The 20,025-nt window shown below is 44.9% G+C and carries 25 protein-coding genes and 1 pseudogene; 20 read left to right on the top strand and 6 right to left on the bottom strand.

Features of this window, described 5'->3' with window-relative positions; genetic code table 11:
* Positions 1-230: 230 nt before the first annotated feature.
* Both IEZ33_RS10875 and IEZ33_RS21025 read right to left on the bottom strand, forming a co-directional pair.
* Positions 231-467 carry a BCCT family transporter gene (locus tag IEZ33_RS10875; RefSeq protein ID WP_191600103.1) on the bottom strand — a complete coding sequence of 79 codons (237 nt, stop codon included), beginning with the start codon at positions 465-467 and terminating at the stop codon, positions 231-233.
* Positions 448-588 (bottom strand): annotated as a pseudogene (locus tag IEZ33_RS21025) (BCCT family transporter); the annotation flags it as partial. The gene IEZ33_RS10875 and the pseudogene IEZ33_RS21025, both read right to left, overlap by 20 nt.
* 440 nt (positions 589-1,028) lie before the next feature.
* Between IEZ33_RS21025 and IEZ33_RS10860 the strand changes: the two are divergent.
* The 4 genes from IEZ33_RS10860 to IEZ33_RS10845 all read left to right on the top strand — a co-directional run bounded on the left by IEZ33_RS10860 (position 1,029) and on the right by IEZ33_RS10845 (position 4,982).
* Entirely contained in the window at positions 1,029-2,054 is a 1,026-nt protein-coding gene (locus IEZ33_RS10860; RefSeq protein WP_191600102.1) for a sensor histidine kinase, read from the top strand.
* Positions 2,055-2,732 (top strand): response regulator transcription factor, encoded by a 678-nt coding sequence (locus IEZ33_RS10855; RefSeq protein ID WP_191600101.1) that lies wholly within the window; start codon positions 2,055-2,057, stop codon positions 2,730-2,732. It abuts the gene before it with no gap.
* A gap of 233 nt (positions 2,733-2,965) precedes the next feature.
* Complete coding sequence (locus IEZ33_RS10850) at positions 2,966-3,619, top strand: potassium channel family protein (RefSeq protein WP_191600100.1); 654 nt, start codon at positions 2,966-2,968, stop codon at positions 3,617-3,619.
* A gap of 1 nt (position 3,620) precedes the next feature.
* Positions 3,621-4,982, top strand: a complete 1,362-nt coding sequence (locus tag IEZ33_RS10845) for a TrkH family potassium uptake protein (RefSeq protein ID WP_191600099.1) — start codon at positions 3,621-3,623, stop codon at positions 4,980-4,982.
* Positions 4,983-5,316: 334 nt separating this feature from the next.
* On the opposite strand, the gene IEZ33_RS10840 is transcribed toward IEZ33_RS10845, so the two are convergent.
* Positions 5,317-5,919, bottom strand: coding sequence for a hypothetical protein (locus IEZ33_RS10840; protein ID WP_191600098.1), 603 nt, complete (start codon positions 5,917-5,919; stop codon positions 5,317-5,319).
* A gap of 367 nt (positions 5,920-6,286) precedes the next feature.
* On the opposite strand from IEZ33_RS10840, the gene IEZ33_RS10835 reads away from it, so the two are divergent.
* From IEZ33_RS10835 to IEZ33_RS10775, 14 genes are all read left to right on the top strand, one after another.
* Positions 6,287-6,613, top strand: coding sequence for a plasmid-related protein (locus tag IEZ33_RS10835; protein WP_191600097.1), 327 nt, complete (start codon positions 6,287-6,289; stop codon positions 6,611-6,613).
* Between the two features lie 15 nt (positions 6,614-6,628).
* The gene (locus IEZ33_RS10830) at positions 6,629-7,048 is read left to right on the top strand and encodes a single-stranded DNA-binding protein (RefSeq protein WP_191600096.1); all 420 of its coding nucleotides are present in this window, start codon (positions 6,629-6,631) and stop codon (positions 7,046-7,048) included.
* A gap of 79 nt (positions 7,049-7,127) precedes the next feature.
* Positions 7,128-7,946 carry a phage recombination protein Bet gene (gene bet, locus IEZ33_RS10825; RefSeq protein ID WP_191600095.1) on the top strand — a complete coding sequence of 273 codons (819 nt, stop codon included), beginning with the start codon at positions 7,128-7,130 and terminating at the stop codon, positions 7,944-7,946.
* Positions 7,947-8,020: 74 nt separating this feature from the next.
* Complete coding sequence (locus IEZ33_RS10820) at positions 8,021-9,037, top strand: YqaJ viral recombinase family nuclease (RefSeq protein ID WP_191600094.1); 1,017 nt, start codon at positions 8,021-8,023, stop codon at positions 9,035-9,037.
* Positions 9,038-9,246: 209 nt separating this feature from the next.
* Positions 9,247-10,206, top strand: coding sequence for an AAA family ATPase (locus IEZ33_RS10815; protein WP_007104990.1), 960 nt, complete (start codon positions 9,247-9,249; stop codon positions 10,204-10,206).
* Positions 10,206-10,973 carry a hypothetical protein gene (locus tag IEZ33_RS10810; protein ID WP_191600093.1) on the top strand — a complete coding sequence of 256 codons (768 nt, stop codon included), beginning with the start codon at positions 10,206-10,208 and terminating at the stop codon, positions 10,971-10,973. The genes IEZ33_RS10815 and IEZ33_RS10810 overlap by 1 nt, the downstream gene beginning before the upstream one ends.
* Before the next feature lie 98 nt (positions 10,974-11,071).
* Positions 11,072-12,025, top strand: a complete 954-nt coding sequence (locus IEZ33_RS10805; protein ID WP_191600092.1) for a DUF3150 domain-containing protein — start codon at positions 11,072-11,074, stop codon at positions 12,023-12,025.
* Between the two features lie 61 nt (positions 12,026-12,086).
* A complete protein-coding gene (locus IEZ33_RS21115) occupies positions 12,087-12,329 on the top strand; it encodes a hypothetical protein (RefSeq protein ID WP_476738636.1) in 243 nt (80 codons plus the stop codon).
* Positions 12,330-12,368: 39 nt separating this feature from the next.
* Positions 12,369-12,527, top strand: a complete 159-nt coding sequence (locus IEZ33_RS21110; protein ID WP_476738635.1) for a hypothetical protein — start codon at positions 12,369-12,371, stop codon at positions 12,525-12,527.
* A gap of 69 nt (positions 12,528-12,596) precedes the next feature.
* Positions 12,597-14,252 (top strand): VWA domain-containing protein, encoded by a 1,656-nt coding sequence (locus IEZ33_RS10795; protein WP_191600091.1) that lies wholly within the window; start codon positions 12,597-12,599, stop codon positions 14,250-14,252.
* 83 nt (positions 14,253-14,335) lie between these two features.
* On the top strand, positions 14,336-14,833 hold the full coding sequence (gene radC / locus IEZ33_RS10790; RefSeq protein ID WP_000791199.1) for a RadC family protein: 498 nt from the start codon (positions 14,336-14,338) through the stop codon (positions 14,831-14,833).
* The gene (locus IEZ33_RS10785) at positions 14,833-15,174 is read left to right on the top strand and encodes a plasmid-related protein (RefSeq protein ID WP_191600090.1); all 342 of its coding nucleotides are present in this window, start codon (positions 14,833-14,835) and stop codon (positions 15,172-15,174) included. Before radC ends, IEZ33_RS10785 begins: the two co-directional genes overlap by 1 nt.
* Positions 15,175-15,264: 90 nt before the next feature.
* Entirely contained in the window at positions 15,265-16,338 is a 1,074-nt protein-coding gene (locus IEZ33_RS10780) for a DUF7146 domain-containing protein (protein WP_191600089.1), read from the top strand.
* A gap of 88 nt (positions 16,339-16,426) precedes the next feature.
* Positions 16,427-17,140, top strand: coding sequence for a hypothetical protein (locus IEZ33_RS10775; RefSeq protein ID WP_191600088.1), 714 nt, complete (start codon positions 16,427-16,429; stop codon positions 17,138-17,140).
* 220 nt (positions 17,141-17,360) lie between these two features.
* On the opposite strand, the gene IEZ33_RS10770 is transcribed toward IEZ33_RS10775, so the two are convergent.
* The 3 genes from IEZ33_RS10770 to IEZ33_RS10760 are packed head-to-tail and all read right to left on the bottom strand — an operon-like array spanning position 17,361 to position 18,775.
* Positions 17,361-18,071 carry an ArsR/SmtB family transcription factor gene (locus IEZ33_RS10770; RefSeq protein WP_232472874.1) on the bottom strand — a complete coding sequence of 237 codons (711 nt, stop codon included), beginning with the start codon at positions 18,069-18,071 and terminating at the stop codon, positions 17,361-17,363.
* A 2-nt stretch (positions 18,072-18,073) separates the two neighbouring features.
* Entirely contained in the window at positions 18,074-18,457 is a 384-nt protein-coding gene (locus IEZ33_RS10765; RefSeq protein ID WP_191600087.1) for an amino acid-binding protein, read from the bottom strand.
* Positions 18,458-18,472: 15 nt separating this feature from the next.
* Positions 18,473-18,775, bottom strand: coding sequence for an antibiotic biosynthesis monooxygenase family protein (locus tag IEZ33_RS10760; RefSeq protein WP_191600086.1), 303 nt, complete (start codon positions 18,773-18,775; stop codon positions 18,473-18,475).
* Between the two features lie 609 nt (positions 18,776-19,384).
* Here IEZ33_RS10760 and IEZ33_RS21105 point away from each other — a divergent pair.
* Together IEZ33_RS21105 and IEZ33_RS21100 are read left to right on the top strand one after the other, a co-directional pair.
* The gene (locus IEZ33_RS21105) at positions 19,385-19,549 is read left to right on the top strand and encodes a hypothetical protein (protein WP_428981122.1); all 165 of its coding nucleotides are present in this window, start codon (positions 19,385-19,387) and stop codon (positions 19,547-19,549) included.
* Positions 19,550-19,727: 178 nt separating this feature from the next.
* A complete protein-coding gene (locus tag IEZ33_RS21100) occupies positions 19,728-19,976 on the top strand; it encodes a hypothetical protein (RefSeq protein ID WP_428981121.1) in 249 nt (82 codons plus the stop codon).
* Positions 19,977-20,025: the final 49 nt, after the last annotated feature.

Below are 20,025 nucleotides of genomic sequence, written 5' to 3'. Positions count from 1 at the left end.
TTTAAAAAATGAAGGAGCTTTGAACTGTAAATAAAGCGCTACCCATGGATAGCGCTTTATCTCCATATTTTTAGAAAGCTACTTTTTCATGCACCGTGCTGGTGTCCTTGGTCATGTCATTTTGAGTATGTAGTTCAGCGACTAGACTATTACTTTTGACCTGTTGGGCCATTTTAATAAAAGCAAACCCGGATCCAACAACTATTGAAATGACTGGCACCCCTGACAAATTAAATACATAAGCCACCAATGGCATCAGTATTAGAGTCTGTCACAATAATGAATGTAATAAAGCAGGCAAAAATAAACAAGACACTCAGTAATGTGCTGCCTGGTAATTGGTTAAGCAGAACGTAAATGACTGAGGCAAAACCTTCTGCTTTATAGGCTTCGAACATTATCCCGCCTTGACTGATGTCATAAAATAATGACGATCCACTGAAAATACTAAACCATAAAAAAACCAAACACAGAGGGTAGTAAGGTATTAACGATAATAAACTGACGAACAGTGTAGCCCAATGTGATTTTACCCAGGAGCAGGCAAGTTAGTGGTGCCCAAGCAAAACAGCTTGCAAAAAACGGGACTGTCCACCACCCCGGCTATTGGCTGTTACCCGATGTGCCAATAACCGGAATGCGAGCAAAAAATTCAGAAAGATACACAGCTAATGATTCTACTCCTAACGATAAAATGAGTACCGTAGGGCCTACGATGAAGATAAAGAGGGCACCAACAAAGTAAACCCATGTATTAGCTCATGGTAATAATCTAATTGTTTGGCGACGTTAGAATACCACCTATGGGCAATTGATCTCTCGCCACCTACTCAACCATGAGTGGTGCACTTATTATATGAATTTGCGAGTACTCCATATTAGCTATGCTTTTGGTCTCAGGAGTTCTCACCGAATTCAACTTCAAATCATTACGATACGCCAATATTTAACGCTTTTTTTACGCGAACACTAGTTTTGTATCTGATAGAGTCACTATTAAGATTTTCTTTCAAATGAGTTGTATGGCAATGGCTTGGATACAAAAGCGCTATCTCTTATCAGCATTAGTGTTTGTTATTGCACTTGTCGCATCTTTAGGACTTGAATACTGGTTGGGTTCAACCATCGCGGTGTTACTGATACTCCAGCTGTCTATCGTTGTGATTGTCTTACAATGTAATTCACGGATAGCGTATGTGGCCGCGACTGCCGAAGCTGTCAGTTTTAACTTTCTCTTTACCACACCTCGGTATTCGCTACAGATGTTTGTCCTGGATGATATCATCAATTTAGTCGTTTTTATTGTAGTTGCCTTTATTACCAGTCAGCTCGCTGAGCGATATAGACATCAACAAAATGCGTTAGAGCAAGTTCAATTACGACACCAAATTTTACTTTCTGTATCTCATGATTTGAGAACTCCGCTCGCGGGGATTATCGGTAATTTGGGTACATTCAAAGAATATAAGATGCAATTGCAAGCGAAAGAAAAGGATGAGTTGCTTGACAGTGCTATCAAAGAAAGCCATCGCTTACATCAATACATAGAGAACCTATTGCAAGCGATGAAATTGCATCACGGCGTAGTTAGCATCCAGAAGCAACAAGAATCCATTGTACATATCATAAAAAGCGTCATCGATCGCTTCTCTTCATCCACTACAAGTATTGAAGTTGCTGTCAATGGAGCAGTCTCATTGGTTGATGTCAGTCGGGCTTTGCTAGAGCAGGCGCTATTTAATGTATTGGATAATGCACTGCGTTATTCCCCTAAAGATAAACAGGTTAGTGTGACGATTTATCAGAGTCAACAGGATGTGGTGATTGATATTTATAATCAAGGCCGATCACTACAACCTGATGAAGCAGAGCGAATGTTCGAGCTGTTTTATTCAGGCAAGGAAAAAAGAAGTGACGATTCAGGCTCAGGCCTTGGATTGAGTGTAGCTAAAGGAGTGGTCTCTGCCCATCAAGGCCATATCGAATGTGTAGAAGTACAACACGGTTGTTTGATTCAGATTACGCTGCCAAGCAGTCAACGAGGAGAGGGGTGAATGAACTATAAAATACTAGTGGTGGATGATGAGCCTCAAATTCAAACGTTTATGCGCATTTCCTTGGCGACTGAAGGCTTCGATTACGTAGGAGCAGACACGTTAGCGATGGCAATAGTACAATTTGAGCATTTTAAGCCGCATGTAGTGGTGCTCGACTTGGGATTGCCTGATGGCGATGGTATCGAGTTTCTATCGATGGTCCGTAAGTCAAGTAGAACCCCCGTACTCATCCTAACAGCACGTGATCAAGAAGAAGAGAAGATTCGCTTGCTTGAAGCAGGGGCTAACGATTATCTCAGTAAGCCGTTTGGGATTAGAGAACTCATTGTACGAATTAAGGTACTGCTGAGAGATTTAGTCAGTGAGAGTTTTAGCAAGGATATCCTGACTTTTAGTGCCCTCAAACTACAAAGAAGTACTCATCAATGCTGGCTGTACGATACCGAAGTCATTTTAACCAAGAAGGAGTTTGCGTTTATTGAAATGCTCATGATTACACCTGGGCAACTTGTTAAACAAACACACTTGTTGAAAGAGGTATGGGGCGAAAGTCATACGGATGATACTCATTATTTGCGTGTATTGGTTAGCCAGTTGCGCAAAAAATTTAACGATAGTGCAGACGAACAACAGCTTATTAAAACCGAATCAGGGATTGGCTATCGTTTAGTTTAGATGTAGTTACCTTATGATTAATCTTAAGAATGCCGTTCGACTCTTGATCATGCCATATTTTGAATGGGGGCTGTGCTTGGCCCTGATTTGATATGGTAGAAAGCAATTTTGAACATCTTTCTGATACAGGGTCTTGGATATTTAATCAGGCAACGATCTTTGGCAGACAGGAATACCACAAGGTGTTAGTCGTTTTATTGCCAAACTTTTAAAAAATTAGTAAGGGTATTGTCATGGCACATTTTACTATCATTGGACTTGGGCGTTTTGGTATTGCGGCCAGTCTTGAATTGATCCATCTCGGACACACAGTAACGGGCGTTGATCGCGATCCAAAAATTGTTGAGAAATATGTCGAGGAGTTAACACAAGCCATAATTTGTGACTCCACTGATGAAAATGCGCTGCGTGAATTAGATCTTGTCAACAGTGAAGCTGTTTTAATAGCTATTGGCGAAGACATGCAGTCGAGTTTGCTTTGTACCTTGGCATTGAAAAATCTCAATGTTAAGGAAATTTGGGTTAAGGCTAGCACTAAAGCACACCACACCATTGTTTCGAAACTTGGCGTTCAACGTATTATCCATCCAGAAGAGGAAATGGGCGTACGTGTTGCTCAGGCACTAAACTACCCTATGGTGAATAACTACTTGTCATTGGGTCATGGTTTATATGTGGTAGAGATTCATATCAGAGCATCACTACATGATACTCCTATTGATAAAATTCTTGGTGATGCTAAAGCTAGTGTGCAAACTGTTCTTATTAAACGTGAAAAAAACTTGATCAATCAGATTGGTCATGATTTTGTTTTAAAAGCGAATGATATCATTCTGTTGTGTGGAACTCGCGCTGAGCTTAAGTACCTTGCTCCAAGGTTGGTGTGAGATGGTCCAGTGGCACCCATCTAACTCGCCGATAGAACGTAGACCCAAGTCAGGAAAAAAAATAATAGGTGCGCCGCCACTGATTTTAAGTGGTAGTTTTTTACTGCTCATCTTGTTGGGTACGTTATTACTGAAATTACCTATCGCTACTCATGAGACAATAACTTGGATACAGAGTTTGTTCACAGCTACCTCAGCTGTGACGGTGACAGGGCTAGTCGTGGTTGATACAGGCACTCAGTTCACTTTATTTGGGCAAGTTATCATTGCTTTACTCATTCAGTGCGGTGGGCTTGGCCTCATGACCTTTGCCATTGTGACCTTGATTGCTTTGGGAGGTAAAATCGGCTTTGTAGAGCGTACGGTCGCAAGAGAAGCCTTCAACCATACCGACTCTTCGACGCTTGTTGCTACAGCGAAATCCGTGTTGATGTTTGCTTTGACCGTAGAACTTGTGGGAACCATCATACTTACTTGGTATTGGAGCGATGAAGGCTGGGTAACCAGTTTCTTTCACGGTTTCTTCTATACCATCAGTGCGTTTAATAATGCAGGGTTTGCCTTAAGTGCTAATAGCTTAATGCCTTATGTGGATGACCCCGTCGTTAACCTGACGATTACAGGATTATTTATCATTGGCGGGTTAGGTTTTTCCGTTTGGATGGATTTAAAGCGAAACCGTCGGTGGTCAAAGCTGACGGTTTATAGCCGCATGATGATAACTGGGACCGTGGTTATCAATACTTTTGCTGTGATAACAATATATCTAATAGAACGTGATAACCCCAACACATTAGCGCCACTCAGCGAACTCGGTAAATGGCTTGCCTCTTGGTTTCAGGCAGTGACCCCAAGAACCGCAGGCTTTAATACACTCGCTATTGATCAACTCGAAGATGCTACAACCGCTCTGATCATGATGCTGATGTTTATTGGTGGCGGCTCTTTAAGTACTGCAAGTGGTATCAAAGTCGTGACCTTTATAGTGTTGATTTTATCCACATACGCCTACTTACGCCGTGATCAGCAAATACATGTATTTAAACGTGAAATTGCAAAAGGCACGATCAGCAAAGCTCTAGCATTGACCATGATTTCGGTTATGGTGACTTGGTTTGCTATTTTCACATTACTTTTGACGGAAAATGCCCCGATGATAGATGTCGTATTTGAAGCAGTTTCTGCATTAGGTACTGTGGGATTATCTCGTGGCTTAACAGGTCAGCTCTCTGCATCGGGTGAAATGATTATTATATTTTTGATGTACATGGGTAGATTAGGACCATTAACTTTAGCATACTTTTTAGCCACCCCACGCCAGAAAAAACTGCGTTTTGCAGAGACAAAGTTAGCAATAGGGTGAGTTTCTTTCTATTAATCCGAGGAAGTAAGACGGTGTTTTACAATCCAATATCTAAAACGATAAAAACAACAATTGACTTTAGTTTTGCCGCTAGTTGCAGAGCTATTTATAATCTAGAATTTCTTCGCTCGGGTATGCTTAATACTAGATTGATGAACCATTTATATTGTAGGTGCCATCAGAAATTACTTTACTGAACTTTAGTCACAAACCAGTATAGAATGTGTTTTTTGACTCCGAGCGGACATCACTGTTACACAACCGAACTATCATCTCGGGTAGCAGGGTTAAAAAAACCCCTTCGAGAGGGGCTGGTTGATGGTAGTCCTGTTGGCTAGTTGGAGGGGGTATCTGTTTCCTCTTCAGTAATTTCGTCATTGGTTAACGGGACTTCTTGTTCAACTTCTGCTTCTTTACCCTTGGCTTGAGCTGATTTTCGTGCTCGAATTTCAATATCAATAATGCGTCGCGCCAGCTTGATGATGCGCTGTTGCCATGTGTAGTTGCCATCAACACGTTGCTTGTTGCTAAGCACACTAGATAACCAGAGTGTGTCCATTGAGATCATTAAAGCATCGAGTTTCCGAATTAAGCCGACAAACTGGCCAACCTGAGGAGAGCTGATTCTGGCCTTGAAGGTAATCGGGTCGGTGTAGTCAGGTACTTCATCGATGCCGTTGGACTCCATCAGTTCGTCCAAACGAGCTTGTTCGCTGTCTACCGCCTTAGCGCAATCCTCGATCAACTGGCCAATGATCTGTTCTACTTCATCAATTTCGTTTTCATCGCCAATGATGCGCAGGATGACATCGATTCCGTAAAGCGCACTGACCGTCCGTCTAAAAACACGGTCAACGACACGTTGCGCTTGTAAGCTGTTAATTGTGAATGATTGTTCAAAGATGGGTTTCGAGTAATTGGGTTTTGCTTGGGCCATAAGTTTGCTCCTGTTATGACAATAATCAGTCCCTAGCCTAATCCTCTGTGAAGTAATGGCCTTTCAGCTAGATGGATGAATTGAGCATCTTTCTGACTATCCTGTCTGGATAAAACGGTTACACTGACTATCAAATATTGCTGATCTGTCTCAGTAATATCTGCGCCTGAGAGCATGAGCTCAAAGGAAGCCTACCTCTGAGTTTTCTCAGCGGTAGTAAGAGGTAGCTAGCCTCCTTAAACAAATAGCCTGCATGTTTTTACATGCTCAACCATGCGTTCCTTACGGTTCGCCTTTTCACCGCCCAACTGGGGGAGTTTTCCCCAGTTGGGGGTGACTCCTTCAAAACCAAATTAAGGAGTTACCAATGGAATATATCTTCGGATTTATTATCCAAATCGCAGGCATTATGTTGCTTGCAAAACTGAGCTGGTTGCTTTTTCGATTGATTGCTCGTCAAAGCGTGCGCCCGTTTCGATTTGTATTTTCTCAAATTAAGCGATTGCTCACATCAACACCAAAACGTCGTCCAATGATAGTGCCTAAAGCACCTGGCATGCCCCGTTTGACATCTGCGTTTTACAAAGAGCCACATCCGTACGACATGGCTTTACTCGAAATACCAACCTATCTGCGTCGTCAGTCTTCTTTGCCCAGCCGGGCAGAAGCGACTGTGTGCACAGAGTTCAACTAAGACAAGGAGAACATCATGAAAAACCAAGTAACACTCATAGGCTACGTTGGCTCTGAGCCAGAGACGCGAGCCTATCCATCAGGTGATTTAGTGACCAGTATTTCACTGGCCACTTCTGAAAAATGGCGCGACCGTCAGTCCAATGAGCTCAAAGAGCATACGGAATGGCATCGGGTCGTTTTTCGAGATCGTGGTGGATTTAAGTTAGGGCTAAGAGCAAAAGATTTGATCCAAAAAGGAGCAAAGCTTTTTGTTCAAGGGCCTCAGCGCACGCGCTCATGGGAGAAAGATGGTATTAAGCATCGATTGACCGAAGTGGACGCGGACGAGTTTCTGCTTCTTGATAGTGTGAACAAAACATCTGAGCCATCACCGGCGGATGATGCGGGCTCCCAAACTAATTGGGCACAAACATATCCTGAACCAGATTTTTAACCGAGCAAACACGCTTTAACCCAGCCGGGAGTACTTTCCCGTCAGGGGCAGACTCCCACTTTGATTGTAGGAGTCCACAATGGAAAAACCAAAGCTAATCCAACGCTTTGCTGAGCGTTTTAGTGTCGACTCGAATAAACTGTTCGATGCTCTAAAAGCAACAGCATTCAAGCAACGTGACGGTAGTGCACCGACCAATGAGCAGATGATGGCGCTCTTGGTGGTTGCAGATCAGTACGGCTTGAACCCTTTCACCAAAGAGATTTTTGCGTTCCCTGATAAACAAGCTGGGATTATTCCAGTGGTAGGTGTCGATGGATGGTCTCGCATCATCAATCAACACGACCAGTTTGATGGCATGGAGTTTAAGACTTCAGAAAACAAAGTCTCACTGGATGGCGCGAAAGAATGCCCAGAATGGATGGAATGCATCATCTATCGGCGCGACCGTTCGCACCCAGTCAAAATCACTGAATACCTGGATGAAGTCTATCGACCGCCTTTTGAAGGTAACGGCAAAAATGGCCCTTATCGTGTAGATGGTCCATGGCAGACGCACACTAAGCGAATGCTAAGACATAAATCCATGATCCAGTGTTCTCGCATTGCGTTTGGCTTTGTGGGAATTTTCGATCAAGACGAAGCGGAGCGAATTATCGAAGGCCAAGCAACACACATTGTTGAGCCATCTGTGATTCCAAACGAGCAAGTTGATGATCGTACCCGAGGGATTGTTTACAAGCTTATCGAGCGAGCGGAAGCATCAAATGCATGGAATAGTGCATTGGAATATGCCAATGAACATTTTCAAGGTGTTGAACTGACGTTTGCGAAACAAGAAATATTTAATGCACAGCAACAAGACAAAAAAGAGCTGTCTCAGCCTTTGGCCTCTTAAGTCGTAGCATTAGTTTAATTGACCCAGAAGGGGAGTTCTCTCCTTCGGGGGAGTCTCCCCTCAAAGGAGGCGATATGAAGGTTATCGACCTATCACAACGTACTCCTGCATGGCACCAGTGGCGCATTGCAGGGGTTACGGCATCTGAAGCCCCAATTATTATGGGGCGTTCACCCTACAAAACACCTTGGCGATTATGGGCAGAAAAAACCGGATTCGTATTACCGGAAGACCTGTCGAATAATCCTAATGTGCTTCGCGGTATACGGTTGGAGCCTCAAGCAAGGCGAGCATTTGAGAATACGCATAATGACTTTCTTCTGCCGTTATGTGCAGAAGCCGAACATAACGCAATCTTTCGAGCCAGCTTTGATGGCATCAACGATGCGGGAGAACCCGTTGAACTGAAATGTCCTTGCCAGTCAGTTTTTGAGGATGTGCAAGTTCACAGAGAACAAAGCGAGGCCTACCAGTTGTATTGGGTGCAAGTACAGCATCAAATACTGGTCGCCAATAGCAATCGTGGGTGGTTGGTATTCTATTTTGAGGATCAACTGATTGAGTTTGAAATACAACGAGACGAGGCGTTCTTAACTGAGTTGCAAGGGACGGCTCTTCAGTTTTGGGAGTTAGTTCAAACTAAAAAAGAACCGTCAAAATGCCCTGAGCAAGATTGTTTTGTTCCCAAGGGTGAAGCCCAATACCTTTGGACATCGCTGTCTCGGCAATATTGCTCAGCACATGCCGAAGTGGTTCGACTGGAAAATCACATCAAATCTTTGAAAGAGGAAATGCGAGAAACTCAGTCGAAATTGGTCGCTATGATGGGTAACTACGCTCATGCCGACTATGCTGGGGTCAAACTCAGCCGCTACATGATGGCGGGTCCTGTGGACTATAAGCAATTGGCCACCGATAAATTAGGCGAGCTGGATGAACAGGTTTTAGCCGCTTACCGAAAAGCGCCACAAGAGCGGTTGCGCATCAGCACCAATAAGCCAGAGCAGCCCGTTGAAACACCAATCAAAATCAGCCTTGAGCAAGAGAACTTGGTTCTGCCAGGTGACTCGCCGAGCTCATTTTATTTTTAACGTTCACTTGGAGCCGATTTCGGCTCCTTTCTCATGCGCTTACATCGAGTGCATCAGAAAGCAGTTTCACTCGTAGCCAATGCTGGGTACGAATGATAGAGCGAGCTGAACTCTTACATACACAGCCATACCACAATCAACACACCACCCGACGGGGACTTCATTCCCTGCTGGGGCATGGGGCCTCGTCAAAACTGATGAGGTTTACCATGACTGAACAATCCCCATTTTTGGTTCAGGTGAATCAAGCGTTTAATGTCCCGGCTCCTGATGCTTTCGTTCTGGAAGGATTTAGTGCCGACACTACCCATCCAAACATTCCCGTTCGCAAGGACGAGTATGTTTTTAGAAAAGAAGACTTACGTGACGTATTGGCGTTCTTGTCTAACCCAGACGGTGACGGTTTGTATATTACAGGCCCCACTGGATGCGGTAAGACCTCGCTAATTTGCCAAGTTGCTTCTCGATTGAATTGGCCTGTTCAGCAAATTACTGCGCACGGTCGATTGGAGTTGTCCGATCTTATCGGTCACCACACACTGGTTAATGGCAACATGACCTTTGTGTATGGACCGCTGGCACTGGCTGTGAAGCATGGCCATTTGCTGATCATTAATGAAATGGATCTTGCTGAGCCTGCTGAACTGGCTGGGCTCAATGACATTTTGGAAGGTGCCCCGTTGGTCATCGCACAAAATGGCGGAGAGATCATCATGCCACATAACAAGTTTCGTTTTATCGCTACCGGCAACAGTGCGGGCAGTGGTGACCAGACGGGCTTGTACCAAGGTGTGCTTCAACAGAATTTGGCTTTCCTTGATCGCTTTAGAATCATTGAAGCGACCTATGCAGAACCATCTGTAGAGGAAGCCATTCTGGAGAACGTTGCGCCGGGCTTACCAGAGGTCTTTCGCCAAAAAATGGTGAAGGTGGCTGGTGACATTCGTCGTCTTTTTATTGGGGGCGCGGATGGCGGTGCAGAACTCAGTATCACCATGTCCACTCGGACCTTGGTGCGCTGGGCAAAGTTAACACTTGCTTTTAAAGGCGCTCCTAACGCAGTGGAGTATGCACTGGTTCGGTCTTTGACGGCTCGTGCTGAGTTGGAGCAACGTGAAGCCATTCACCGTATTGCCGCTGATGTCTTCGGTGACCACTGGGAGGATTGATGATGGAAAAGTGCTTTGCTCTTTACCGTTACAGTCATTCTGATGGGACAGCCAAAGAATGGGCCATTTACGTTGGAGCAGATAACCAGGAGATTGAAGTTCGGTTTGGAAAAGCAGGTCAATTGTCGCAGCAGCGATTGATTGATTCGACTGATCCTAACGCTGAAGCAGACCGACGAATCAATGAGAAAATCAACAAGGGTTATCGATTTGTTGGGCAAGTCGGCATTGATCATCAAGGGCGGCCATTTGAACTCTCAAATGCGCTAGATAGCGTCGCGTGTTCCAATAACGTCAGTTGGGAGTTTCGTACTCGCAAGGACGTCAATGGCCAAATCTCGCTGGCGCAAAAAGCGTTGTTCGATATGGCAAAGCTGCTTGAAGCCTATGGCTTGGCTGTTATTGATGATAACCAGGTCAGGATTGGAGAATGGTCATTAGGGTTTTGCAAAAGCGGATTACCTAGTACCAATCAAATCAGCATAGTGTCAGGTGAAGGCGCTGGCATTGTTAACACTGATGATGGCCCGTGGCCATTGTTGCTGTTACTGGCCTTTAAGCGTCAATTACCACCACTGTGTTCGCTCACAGTAGCGAGTCCTGAAGGGATAGAAGTATCCGACCAACTGAAGCTGGAAAAAGATGTATTGCGGTTGCTAGGCAGTGATTTAGAGCGGGTTCGCCCGATAGCTGAAGCACTGGACTTAATGCCTGTGAAAATCGATCTCAACCAATCGTCGCCTGATTCGCAAAATTACTATTTCTGATAGTGGTATTGCCATTAGCGTGTCAATTACTACCACCCAAACGGGGGCCATTGCTCCTGTTGGGAGTGGTGCGTCCCCATCTCGCATGAGGATGCACTATGAGTATTAAAACCCTCGACAAACTATTGATTTGTCACATCGACTGTTCCATCTGGAGCGGTAGAAAAAAACTAAGGCCTGAAGATTTCAGGTTAGCCAATGGCAGCCAACTTCCACCGAAGGATGTTGCCAGCTTAGGGAGTAAAAAAATTTGCGACCCAGAGGCATTGGCGAACTTTGAAAGGCTTAAGAAAGAAGCGCAGCGCTTGTGTGAGCAAGTCGGTGTACGGTTTTTAGGTGGCTATGCCGTCCCTGAAGACCGAATTGATCAGATTGTTCCAGAGCTTGACCGGATCGGTCAGGAGTTTGCGCAGTGCAAGCAGTTGTTCTTGGACAACTATGATCAGGTGACGTTTGACTGGGTTGCGAAACACCCGGAATTTGCAGATGCAATCCGACGTGCATTATCACCCATCGAAGACGTGGAACAACGGCTTCAGTTCGATTATGCCATCTATCGAATGCAACCGGCTGAACAAGCTGGAGGCTTAGATGACAAGGTCAATGGTATGGGACACACCCTCTTTAGGGAGGTGGCTCGTGATGCCAATGAACTGTTTGAGCGCTCCGTTGCAGGTAAGAATCAAATCAGTCAGCGAGCCCTTAATCCGCTCAAGCGATTAAGAGACAAGTTGGATGGTTTGTCATTCCTAGATCATCGAGTTCAGCCGATGGTTGAGGCGATGGACAATTTATTTGTTCGTCTGCCGAAGACCGGCCCTGTGACAGACAATCTCTATCACGAACTGATGGCGACCATTTTAATTTTGTCTGATCCAGACAAGATGAGAATGCACGGTGAAGGTCAATTGGATATCAGACAACTGATGCCCAAACCTGAACCTAAACCCGCACAGCCAGTATCTGCTCAGGCAGATAACTTGCGTGCAATACCACAACCAACCGTCAGACCAAACCTTGGTTCGACTGTACCAAACTCATTTTATTTCTAACGTCCTTGAGGGCATGTTGCCCTGAAGGGCACATGTCCTCTGAACTATGTAAGAGGAAATTATGCAATCAACTATCCATAACCCCAGCCAACTGAACCAGTTTGAAGCACATTTTCGTGGTGTGACTGATGCGGTTGAAAGCGAATCGATACCAGAAGTGGCGTGTTGTCGAACGTTAGTACAACGGTCGTACCCAACACATAGTGTCGTGATCCCCAAGAACCCTGTTTTGATCGCAGATGCGGACGCACAAGGAGCTTGGGTAACGGCCATGGTATTTGTTCCAAACATAGCATTGCAGTAAACCGCTCATGAGCGGGCCTGGCTGCAATATCAACACGAGGTGTCTACTCAGTTACAAGACCAGTACGGTCTGACATTGGATGACATCCTGAGTTTAGACCAGCTTAAAACGTCATTTGAGCAGCACGAGAGTCCAGCTCAATTGGTGGCTTGGTTAGGTCAAAAATACGACCTGGATAAGCTAAAAGCACAGGTTTAAACACTCACATTCCCAGCGGGGAAACGCTCCCGCTGAGGGAGTATTCCCCCTAATGATTAGGAGACTCCCATGAATCATCCATTAAAAAACGCACTGCCGATCGTTGCCGCCGCTTATGGCGAAAAGTTTGGTGTGAAGGTGCTTATTCAAGGACAAGATGCGTTTACCGATGGTGAGCGGATTGTGATCCCAACAGCAAACCCAGACGACCCACACTATCAACATATAGCTTGGGGTTATCTGGCTCATGAAGCGGCGCATATTCGGCATACTAATTTTGACATGGTGCAAAAGGCGTCGTCCAAACCGATCCGTAAGGCACTTCTTAATATTATTGAGGATGTTCGCATTGAAAACGAATTGGCAAAGGATTACCCCGGAACCCGGCGCAGTATTTCGCAAGTGATTGAGTACATGGTGGACACACAGCAAATGTGTGTACCTGCACAGCCTGAGCCTGCATCTAACTTGCAAGCCTGGTTGTTGTTCCGCTTGAGATGCCATTTTCTGGGACAGAAAGCGCTGACGCCTTTGTATCAAGCGGTTGATGAAAGAGTGAGACAACTCTTTCCTGCCGCAGCGATGAGCCGGTTAAGCGCCATGCTGACAGCAGTGCCTAGCCTGGCGTCTACAGGTGAAGTGCTAAAACTTGTCGATGCCATCGTTGCCATGTTGGAAGAAGAATCTCGTCCACCACAGGATGAGTCGGATGCTGATAGCGGTAATGACATTGGACAAGAGGCGAGTAATGACAGCAATAACAGTAGTGATAGTCAAACCCCAGAAAAAGACTCGTCTGCAACGGGGGGGGTTGCTGAAACGGGTGATTCAGATAACTCTGATCAAGCTGACAATTTGCGACAAGCCTTAGAGGCCAGTGCCGCTCAGTTTGAACCCGATACCTTTGCACAAGTGGCAGAAGTGTTGTCGGAACAAGCTGAAGGACATCAAGGCGTCACTCCACTCAGTTTGCCCCAAGCAGAGCAAGCTATGTTGGGTGATGAGGCCATCTTGACCTTATCGGCGTCTGAGTCGGCTCAAATTCGAGCCCGACTTAGAGGTATGGTTCAGTCCAGTCAGGACAATCGGAATCATGCCAAACGGCACGGTCTTCGAGTTGCAACCCATCGTCTTGCCGCTTCCCAAGCAGGTGAGTCGAGATTGTTTATTCAAAGACAGCCGCGCATTGCGCCTAATGCTGCTGTGCACTTGCTTGTCGATATATCGGGCTCAATGGGTAAACCCATTGGCGAAGGTAATCGCAAGTACTTTCATGTTGCCAATGAAGCTGCTTTGGCTTTGGCCATGGCATTGGAAGGTATACCGGGTGTTGTACCTGCGGTCAGTTATTTTCCTGGTATTCATCAGGAAGTTTCTATCGCGTTATTGCCCAAGCAATCGGTTCGACATCGGGCCGCATGTTTTGACCAAAAACCACGAGGTTGTACCCCTATGGCACAAGCTATGTGGTTTGCGGCAAACAGTTTGTTGGCACAAAAACAGAAGCGAAAGCTAATGATAGTGCTAACAGATGGTGACCCAGATGATTGGGCTGCTACGCATGACATTGTTGACCGGTGCAGACGAAGTGGCTTTGAGCTGCTGGGGATCGGGATTCAAACACGCAGTGTTGAGAAATTCTTTCCTCAAAGCATCGTGATTAATGACGTCATAGATCTAAAGCGAGAGTTATTCGAAGTAACACAACAACTGTTAATTCAGTAACCACATCAACTTTACCACCCTGCGGGGACGATTCCGTCCCCGTCAGGGCATGGGTTCGTCTCCGCTTTTTCTTGGAGACTCCTATGAAAAACAAAAAATTCTTAGCTGGCGAAGAAGCCGGTACTTACATCGTTCCTGAGCAAGTGACTGAAGCGGATATCTTAGATATGGCGCTCAAGCTTGCCCGTGGTCGATTGAGTAAAGGTCGCAAAATTGAACAGCCATCATCGGCGTTCTCATACCTGCAAACCCTGATGCACGAGTATGAGCACGAAGTCTTTGGCGTACTGTTTCTTGATACAAAGCATCGCGTTATTCGTTTTGAAGAGCTGTTCAAAGGCACTTTAGATGCGGCGAGCGTGTATCCAAGGGAAGTAACAAAGCGGGCGTTGGAACTTAATGCGGCAGCAGTCATACTGGTTCATAACCATCCATCGGGTGATCCTGAGCCCAGTGAAGCTGATAAACGCATCACTCATCGACTCCGTGACGCCTTGTCACTTGTTGATATTCGAACGCTTGACCATGTCGTGGTCGCATCCGAGGGCTGCGTTTCGCTTGCCGAACGCGGTTATCTTTGATGAATGGGCGCATTGCCCATTCTCCTGCATCACAAAAGCAGTCCCTTCAACACACATCATCACAGCTCGAATTTCTATTTGAGTTTGATGATGCCCCAGTCACTTGGTCTGACACGGAAATCTGGCAGTTACGCGAAGGCATTCTTTTGGATGCGATCCGTGTATTGCTGGACGGTCGTGTCAGTACTCGATTGCGCAAGGATGTGTTGTCGTGGATTCAAAATGACGAATTAACGCCATTTTGCTTTCGTGTTTGCGCGATGGCTGCGGTTGTCGATCCTGATGTGCTTCGTGATTCCATCATGTGGCTATTAAGACGACATGGTATCCAGCTTGACTAACGCTCCTGTATTAACCGAACGGCTAATGCAGGACCCAAGCTGACTTTTACCACCTGTGGTAGGAGTCGGCATTTTACTTAAGGAGGTTATATGGCGTTACCTTTACAAATTGACACAGTAAGGCCATATCTCAATGGCCAATGGCTTCAAGTCTTGGCGGCATTGGTGCCAGAACTTGATGCCGCTATTGCTCGAAAAGGCCGTCATGTGGCTTGCCCTGTTCATGGCGGTCGTGATGGCTTTAGGCTGTTCAAAGATGCTGAATATACCGGAGGTGGCGTTTGTAACACCTGCGGTATCTTTCATGATGGTTTTGAACTGTTATCATGGATTAATGGATGGAACTTTGCTCAGTCTATTGAAGCAATCGGCCAAGTTCTAGGTATTCAACCCGGACAAATACAAGCACCGACTAGGGCAATACCGAGTAACGCTGTTGACTGGAAGACTAAAAAGCAGGAAGAGGACAAAGCGATTATTCATCGCTTGAATCAAACCTGGGGAGAAACGTTATCCCTTGCAGATAATCGTGCGCAACCGGTTTGGAACTATTTGCATCGTCGCGGCATTATTACGCGGCTTCGTCCTGAATGGGATTCGGTGCTGAGGTTTCATCCTAACTTGCCTTACCATGATGAAGATGGTCTGTTTATCGATAGCTACCCAACGCTGCTAGGTAAAATCGTTACTCAGCAAGGGCGTTCGGCCACGTTCCATCGGATCTACCTAAGTAAAGATGGATTCAAAGCGCCGGTTGAAAAGCCTAAAATGATGATGCCGATACCAAGTGACAGAACAATCACTGGTGGTGCCATTCCGATAGGTGAGCCTGGTGAGGTATTAGGTGTTTCTGAAGGCATCGAAACAGCTTTAGCGGTTACCAGAGCTACGGGGCAAACATGTTGGTCGGTTGTGAATGCAACCCTACTGGCTAGGTTTGAACCACCAAGTAATGTGAAAATGCTGTACATCTGGGCAGACCACGATCTCTCTGAGACCGGCCTGAATGCAGCGAATGAACTCAAGAAAAAAGCCTGGCAGAAAGGCATTCTGACACAAGTGCTGATCCCCCCGATACCAACGTCACTTGGCGTGAAAAGTTGGGATTGGAATGATGTGCTGAATGTTTACGGTGCCATGGGCTTTCCGAAAGTTCATATTTGATCCAAGGGGCTTCGGCCCCTTTTTTTGCGCCTTGCATATTTGAAAAAACATGGAGAATGAAAAATAGATAACCAATAGGAGAACAAACATGATGGTATTAACCCTGTTAACAAAGCAGATTGATGGTGAGTTTATGGTTTACTGGAAGACCGGCCTTCGAAGAGGTGGTGAGCTAAAGGTCGATTTAGGTGAGCAATACGACAAGCTACCTGAGCAGCAAAAGCCAATTGCAGCTGAGCTTTATGCTATTCATCACTTACTGTCAGTGAAAGAGGTGATGGGGAGTAACCGAAGCGGTAATGGGCTTCAAATCCGGGTCAGTAAAGGAGCTATCAAAAAGTTACAGAAACAACGCTCAACTCAGCATTCACTTTACAGCCTGACTAGGTTTTTGCTCACTCGATACCAGGAAGCACAGATCTCAGTAGAGAAGCGGGAAGATTGGCTCTCACATTCGTTCGAAGAATACAGCGCCGATAATGTTACGGTGAGAGATATTGATGAGGTCATCAATGTGCCAAGTATTGGACCTGTCGTGGTGACTCGTCACGCGCTAGAACGATTCGTAGAACGGTTTGCAGACGGTGTACCTAAGCATCCTTGGAAGGCTTTGTGCTCAAAGCTGCTATGCTCTGGGCTAACTAAAGCCCAGTTACCAGAAAGCGTTGCTATCCAAAAAGCAAAAAAATATGCACAAGAGGCCGAGTTCTGGCAGCATGTTGGTTGCAAAATGCACTTTGTTATGGTTCCGGGTGACTCAATTAAAACGTTGGTTACAGTTATTGCAGCCAAAGTGAGCTAATGTTGTTTTCGTAATTTCTGAATATTACTTATGTGCCAATAGCGGACATTCAGTTATAACTCGTTTATGCCCCATTCCTTGTTTCGACCGATTTAACGCAGATATCACCAAAGCCTCATTTGACTTATTTTTTCTAATCTAACTGCGTGACCAAACTCAGTGTGCCATTACAACATGCGCTAATGAGTAACCATTTACATGCTATGCTCTCTAAGAACACCTATACATCAATGTCAAAACGCCCATGAAATTCTTTTTTACCTTTATTAGTAATAACAACTTCGCGATATCCGGGGACTCTTTCTATCCAGTTATTATCTTCAAAAAAACTAAGTAGCGCTGCTCCTAAGTGACCACCAACGTGGAACTTTCTTTCGCTCCAATCTAAGCATGGACAACATTTTTTCCTTCTAGTTTTCTCATCGATATTGATACCTAGCTCTAAAAATTTTTCTTGTCCTTGCTTAGTGATACCTTTGCCATCACTGTCAATCCATTTGTTTTTTAATAGTGAATCATACAGTTGAACAGCTATTTCGCCTGCTAAATGGTCATAACAGGTTCTTGCTTGGAGAAGTTCTTGAGGCACTTTGGAACGAGAGGGACGATTTACTTGGAAGGTAATTCCCATCATTTTTTCGAGTAATACAGCGACGTTCTTACTATAGAGGCGAAAATATCTGTGTCGCCCTTGGGATAAACATATAACAAGATTGGCTTTCAGCAGGCGGGATAGGTGAGAACTAGTAGTTGATGGTGCAACCTCTGCTACAACGCTTAATTCGGTTGCAGTCCAAGCTTTTCCATCCATCAACGCACATAGGATTTTCATCCTAGAGGCATCCGACATGGCAGCCGCTAAGGCTGCCATGTCGGTTTCCTGACTAAAGTCTATTATTGATGTTGCTGAAGAGATATTTTCTTTGCTCAAGTTTATACAGCCCAGTCAATTGTTGCATTTTCGGCCAATGTATAGTTATCAGTTACAAGTATCAATCGATTATCATGATCACTGTACTGAACAATAATGTTAACGCCTTTATCTCCTAACGCCTTAGATATCGCACCAAGCTCACCAGGTTGTTCTTGTTTGAGTTTTCGTATAAGTGGAGAAGTGACCCCTTTTACTTCAAATCCATGCTCAGTAAGGATATCCCTCGCTCTTTCTCCATCTTCGACTAGAAAATGGGCATGGCTTTCATTTTCATGAGCAAAAACTCCACCGCCTTCTAGTCCAATTCCATTCTTTCCAAGGACTTCACCAAATCGGGCTAATTCTCCAGGACTATTTTTTAAAATTATATGTATATCATGCATTTTACTATCTCTATGTTATTGTGAACAATATTCTCGTGTTGAGGTTAGGACGTTGATTTTGTAAAAAGAAAAAATAGTAGATTTTCCTTCGTCTTGAGCAAGCTTGTGATGCACATTTTTCTTCCAATGCTTGATGGCTTCTTCATCTTTCCACCAAGATAGAGATATAAATTTGTCTGGTTTTGTTGTGCTTTGAAAACGCTCGATTGATATAAAACCATCGATATCACTGAGAAGTGGCTTTAATTGTTCCGCCAACTGGAAGTATCTGTCTCTCTTTTCCGAAACAGCCATTGCCTCAAATAATACAGCTATCATTTCTTTACCTATCTATGTCATCTAATTGTTGTAGGTACTATAGCTAATGGGAAAAATGATACTTCGTTGATGACCGAAATATGGTTGTTATATGCTTGATGTTGAGGATAGAAGGAATTACCCAGTTTTTCATATCTGAGCTAATTAGTAGTTCACTAGATTAAGTTGTAGCTCTAAGAAGCTTATGTCCAAAAACGAGCTATAACGGTGGCCGTCTGTTCTAGCTCAAAGTGGTCCAATTATAAATTTGGCTCGTTAAAGTTAGCTGTTGTTACTGGTCAAAACAGCTAGTCAGAAACACACACGATTTCTGCATCTATCTGTCCAATCGCTCTAACTGTTATCTTTAGCATGTTAGCTCTATGAAATTTTCTGGAGCTGACAATGAGAACCCCTTTGTTCCCTTGGTATATCTTATGGGTGACTATCCCAATCATTATTTTCTTTCTATTCATCTTGCCCGCCCATGCCAGCGAGGGGCCATTCTATCAACAAGGTCATAAAGGCTTCTGCTATATCTAAAGTCTGGTGTATGACTGCGGACAAAGCGTTGAAGTGCAAAACGCTCGAATGGAAACTCAATACAACTGTGAGGGGCCAGTTCGATGTATGGGCACAGATTGTATAGAGCCAGATTCAATCAAGCAGTCTAACTTTGCAGAGGCCGCTGCGATGCTTAATGCGGCGCAGTTTATGACCAATGATATGTCATGTACGGAAGCTGGTGGCCATGAATCCGTCTTCGGCAATCTATGGTTTGTGGAATACGCTTAGGGAACCGATAACGAGTACCTGGAGTGCGGTTAAAGAGCCTTTTATGTCTGCATGGGACTTCTAATGGGGGCTGGGTCATCAACGGCTGCGGCCGCGGTTCTGAGTACGGTTATGACGGCCTACATGATTTATTCATTCACCATGATCCTCATTCAGCTTATCTGGAAATGTGAGCAGAGTGAGTCAGTTAAAGCAGGTAGATTGGAGACAAGTCAATCTGGATGAATGGATAGGTATCTTGTCGATAACAGGCAACTTACCCGAAGTACCGTCACTGGATCTGGAACGACTCACAAGCTCAGGAAGTACGCTAAACGTTGATGGAAACCGTCAAAGTGCCGCAGACAGAGCAATTGAACGGCTAAACGGAATGGATGCCCAGAAACTGCGTCGGGATGCGACGGAAGAAATTTCGGGGAATAATTGATTTGATAATTCATCGTATCCGTGTGTGCTAAATTGTTGTTTGGTTCGGG

It is taken from the genome of Marinomonas algicola, assembly GCF_014805825.1.
Taxonomy (GTDB): domain Bacteria; phylum Pseudomonadota; class Gammaproteobacteria; order Pseudomonadales; family Marinomonadaceae; genus Marinomonas; species Marinomonas algicola.
The sequence above is the reverse complement of the archived record's forward strand: the minus strand, read 5'-3'. Positions and strand labels throughout refer to the sequence as shown.

Coding starts and splice junctions, on each gene's coding strand:
- IEZ33_RS10860 (WP_191600102.1), top strand. CDS start 1,029: ATGGCTTGGATACAAAAGCGCTATCTCTTATCAGCATTAGTGTTTGTT.
- IEZ33_RS10855 (WP_191600101.1), top strand. CDS start 2,055: ATGAACTATAAAATACTAGTGGTGGATGATGAGCCTCAAATTCAAACG.
- IEZ33_RS10850 (WP_191600100.1), top strand. CDS start 2,966: ATGGCACATTTTACTATCATTGGACTTGGGCGTTTTGGTATTGCGGCC.
- IEZ33_RS10845 (WP_191600099.1), top strand. CDS start 3,621: ATGGTCCAGTGGCACCCATCTAACTCGCCGATAGAACGTAGACCCAAG.
- IEZ33_RS10840 (WP_191600098.1), bottom strand. CDS start 5,919: ATGGCCCAAGCAAAACCCAATTACTCGAAACCCATCTTTGAACAATCA.
- IEZ33_RS10835 (WP_191600097.1), top strand. CDS start 6,287: ATGGAATATATCTTCGGATTTATTATCCAAATCGCAGGCATTATGTTG.
- IEZ33_RS10830 (WP_191600096.1), top strand. CDS start 6,629: ATGAAAAACCAAGTAACACTCATAGGCTACGTTGGCTCTGAGCCAGAG.
- bet (WP_191600095.1), top strand. CDS start 7,128: ATGGAAAAACCAAAGCTAATCCAACGCTTTGCTGAGCGTTTTAGTGTC.
- IEZ33_RS10820 (WP_191600094.1), top strand. CDS start 8,021: ATGAAGGTTATCGACCTATCACAACGTACTCCTGCATGGCACCAGTGG.
- IEZ33_RS10815 (WP_007104990.1), top strand. CDS start 9,247: ATGACTGAACAATCCCCATTTTTGGTTCAGGTGAATCAAGCGTTTAAT.
- IEZ33_RS10810 (WP_191600093.1), top strand. CDS start 10,206: ATGATGGAAAAGTGCTTTGCTCTTTACCGTTACAGTCATTCTGATGGG.
- IEZ33_RS10805 (WP_191600092.1), top strand. CDS start 11,072: ATGAGTATTAAAACCCTCGACAAACTATTGATTTGTCACATCGACTGT.
- IEZ33_RS21115 (WP_476738636.1), top strand. CDS start 12,087: ATGCAATCAACTATCCATAACCCCAGCCAACTGAACCAGTTTGAAGCA.
- IEZ33_RS10795 (WP_191600091.1), top strand. CDS start 12,597: ATGAATCATCCATTAAAAAACGCACTGCCGATCGTTGCCGCCGCTTAT.
- radC (WP_000791199.1), top strand. CDS start 14,336: ATGAAAAACAAAAAATTCTTAGCTGGCGAAGAAGCCGGTACTTACATC.
- IEZ33_RS10785 (WP_191600090.1), top strand. CDS start 14,833: ATGAATGGGCGCATTGCCCATTCTCCTGCATCACAAAAGCAGTCCCTT.
- IEZ33_RS10780 (WP_191600089.1), top strand. CDS start 15,265: ATGGCGTTACCTTTACAAATTGACACAGTAAGGCCATATCTCAATGGC.
- IEZ33_RS10775 (WP_191600088.1), top strand. CDS start 16,427: ATGATGGTATTAACCCTGTTAACAAAGCAGATTGATGGTGAGTTTATG.
- IEZ33_RS10765 (WP_191600087.1), bottom strand. CDS start 18,457: ATGCATGATATACATATAATTTTAAAAAATAGTCCTGGAGAATTAGCC.
- IEZ33_RS10760 (WP_191600086.1), bottom strand. CDS start 18,775: ATGATAGCTGTATTATTTGAGGCAATGGCTGTTTCGGAAAAGAGAGAC.
- IEZ33_RS21105 (WP_428981122.1), top strand. CDS start 19,385: ATGGGCACAGATTGTATAGAGCCAGATTCAATCAAGCAGTCTAACTTT.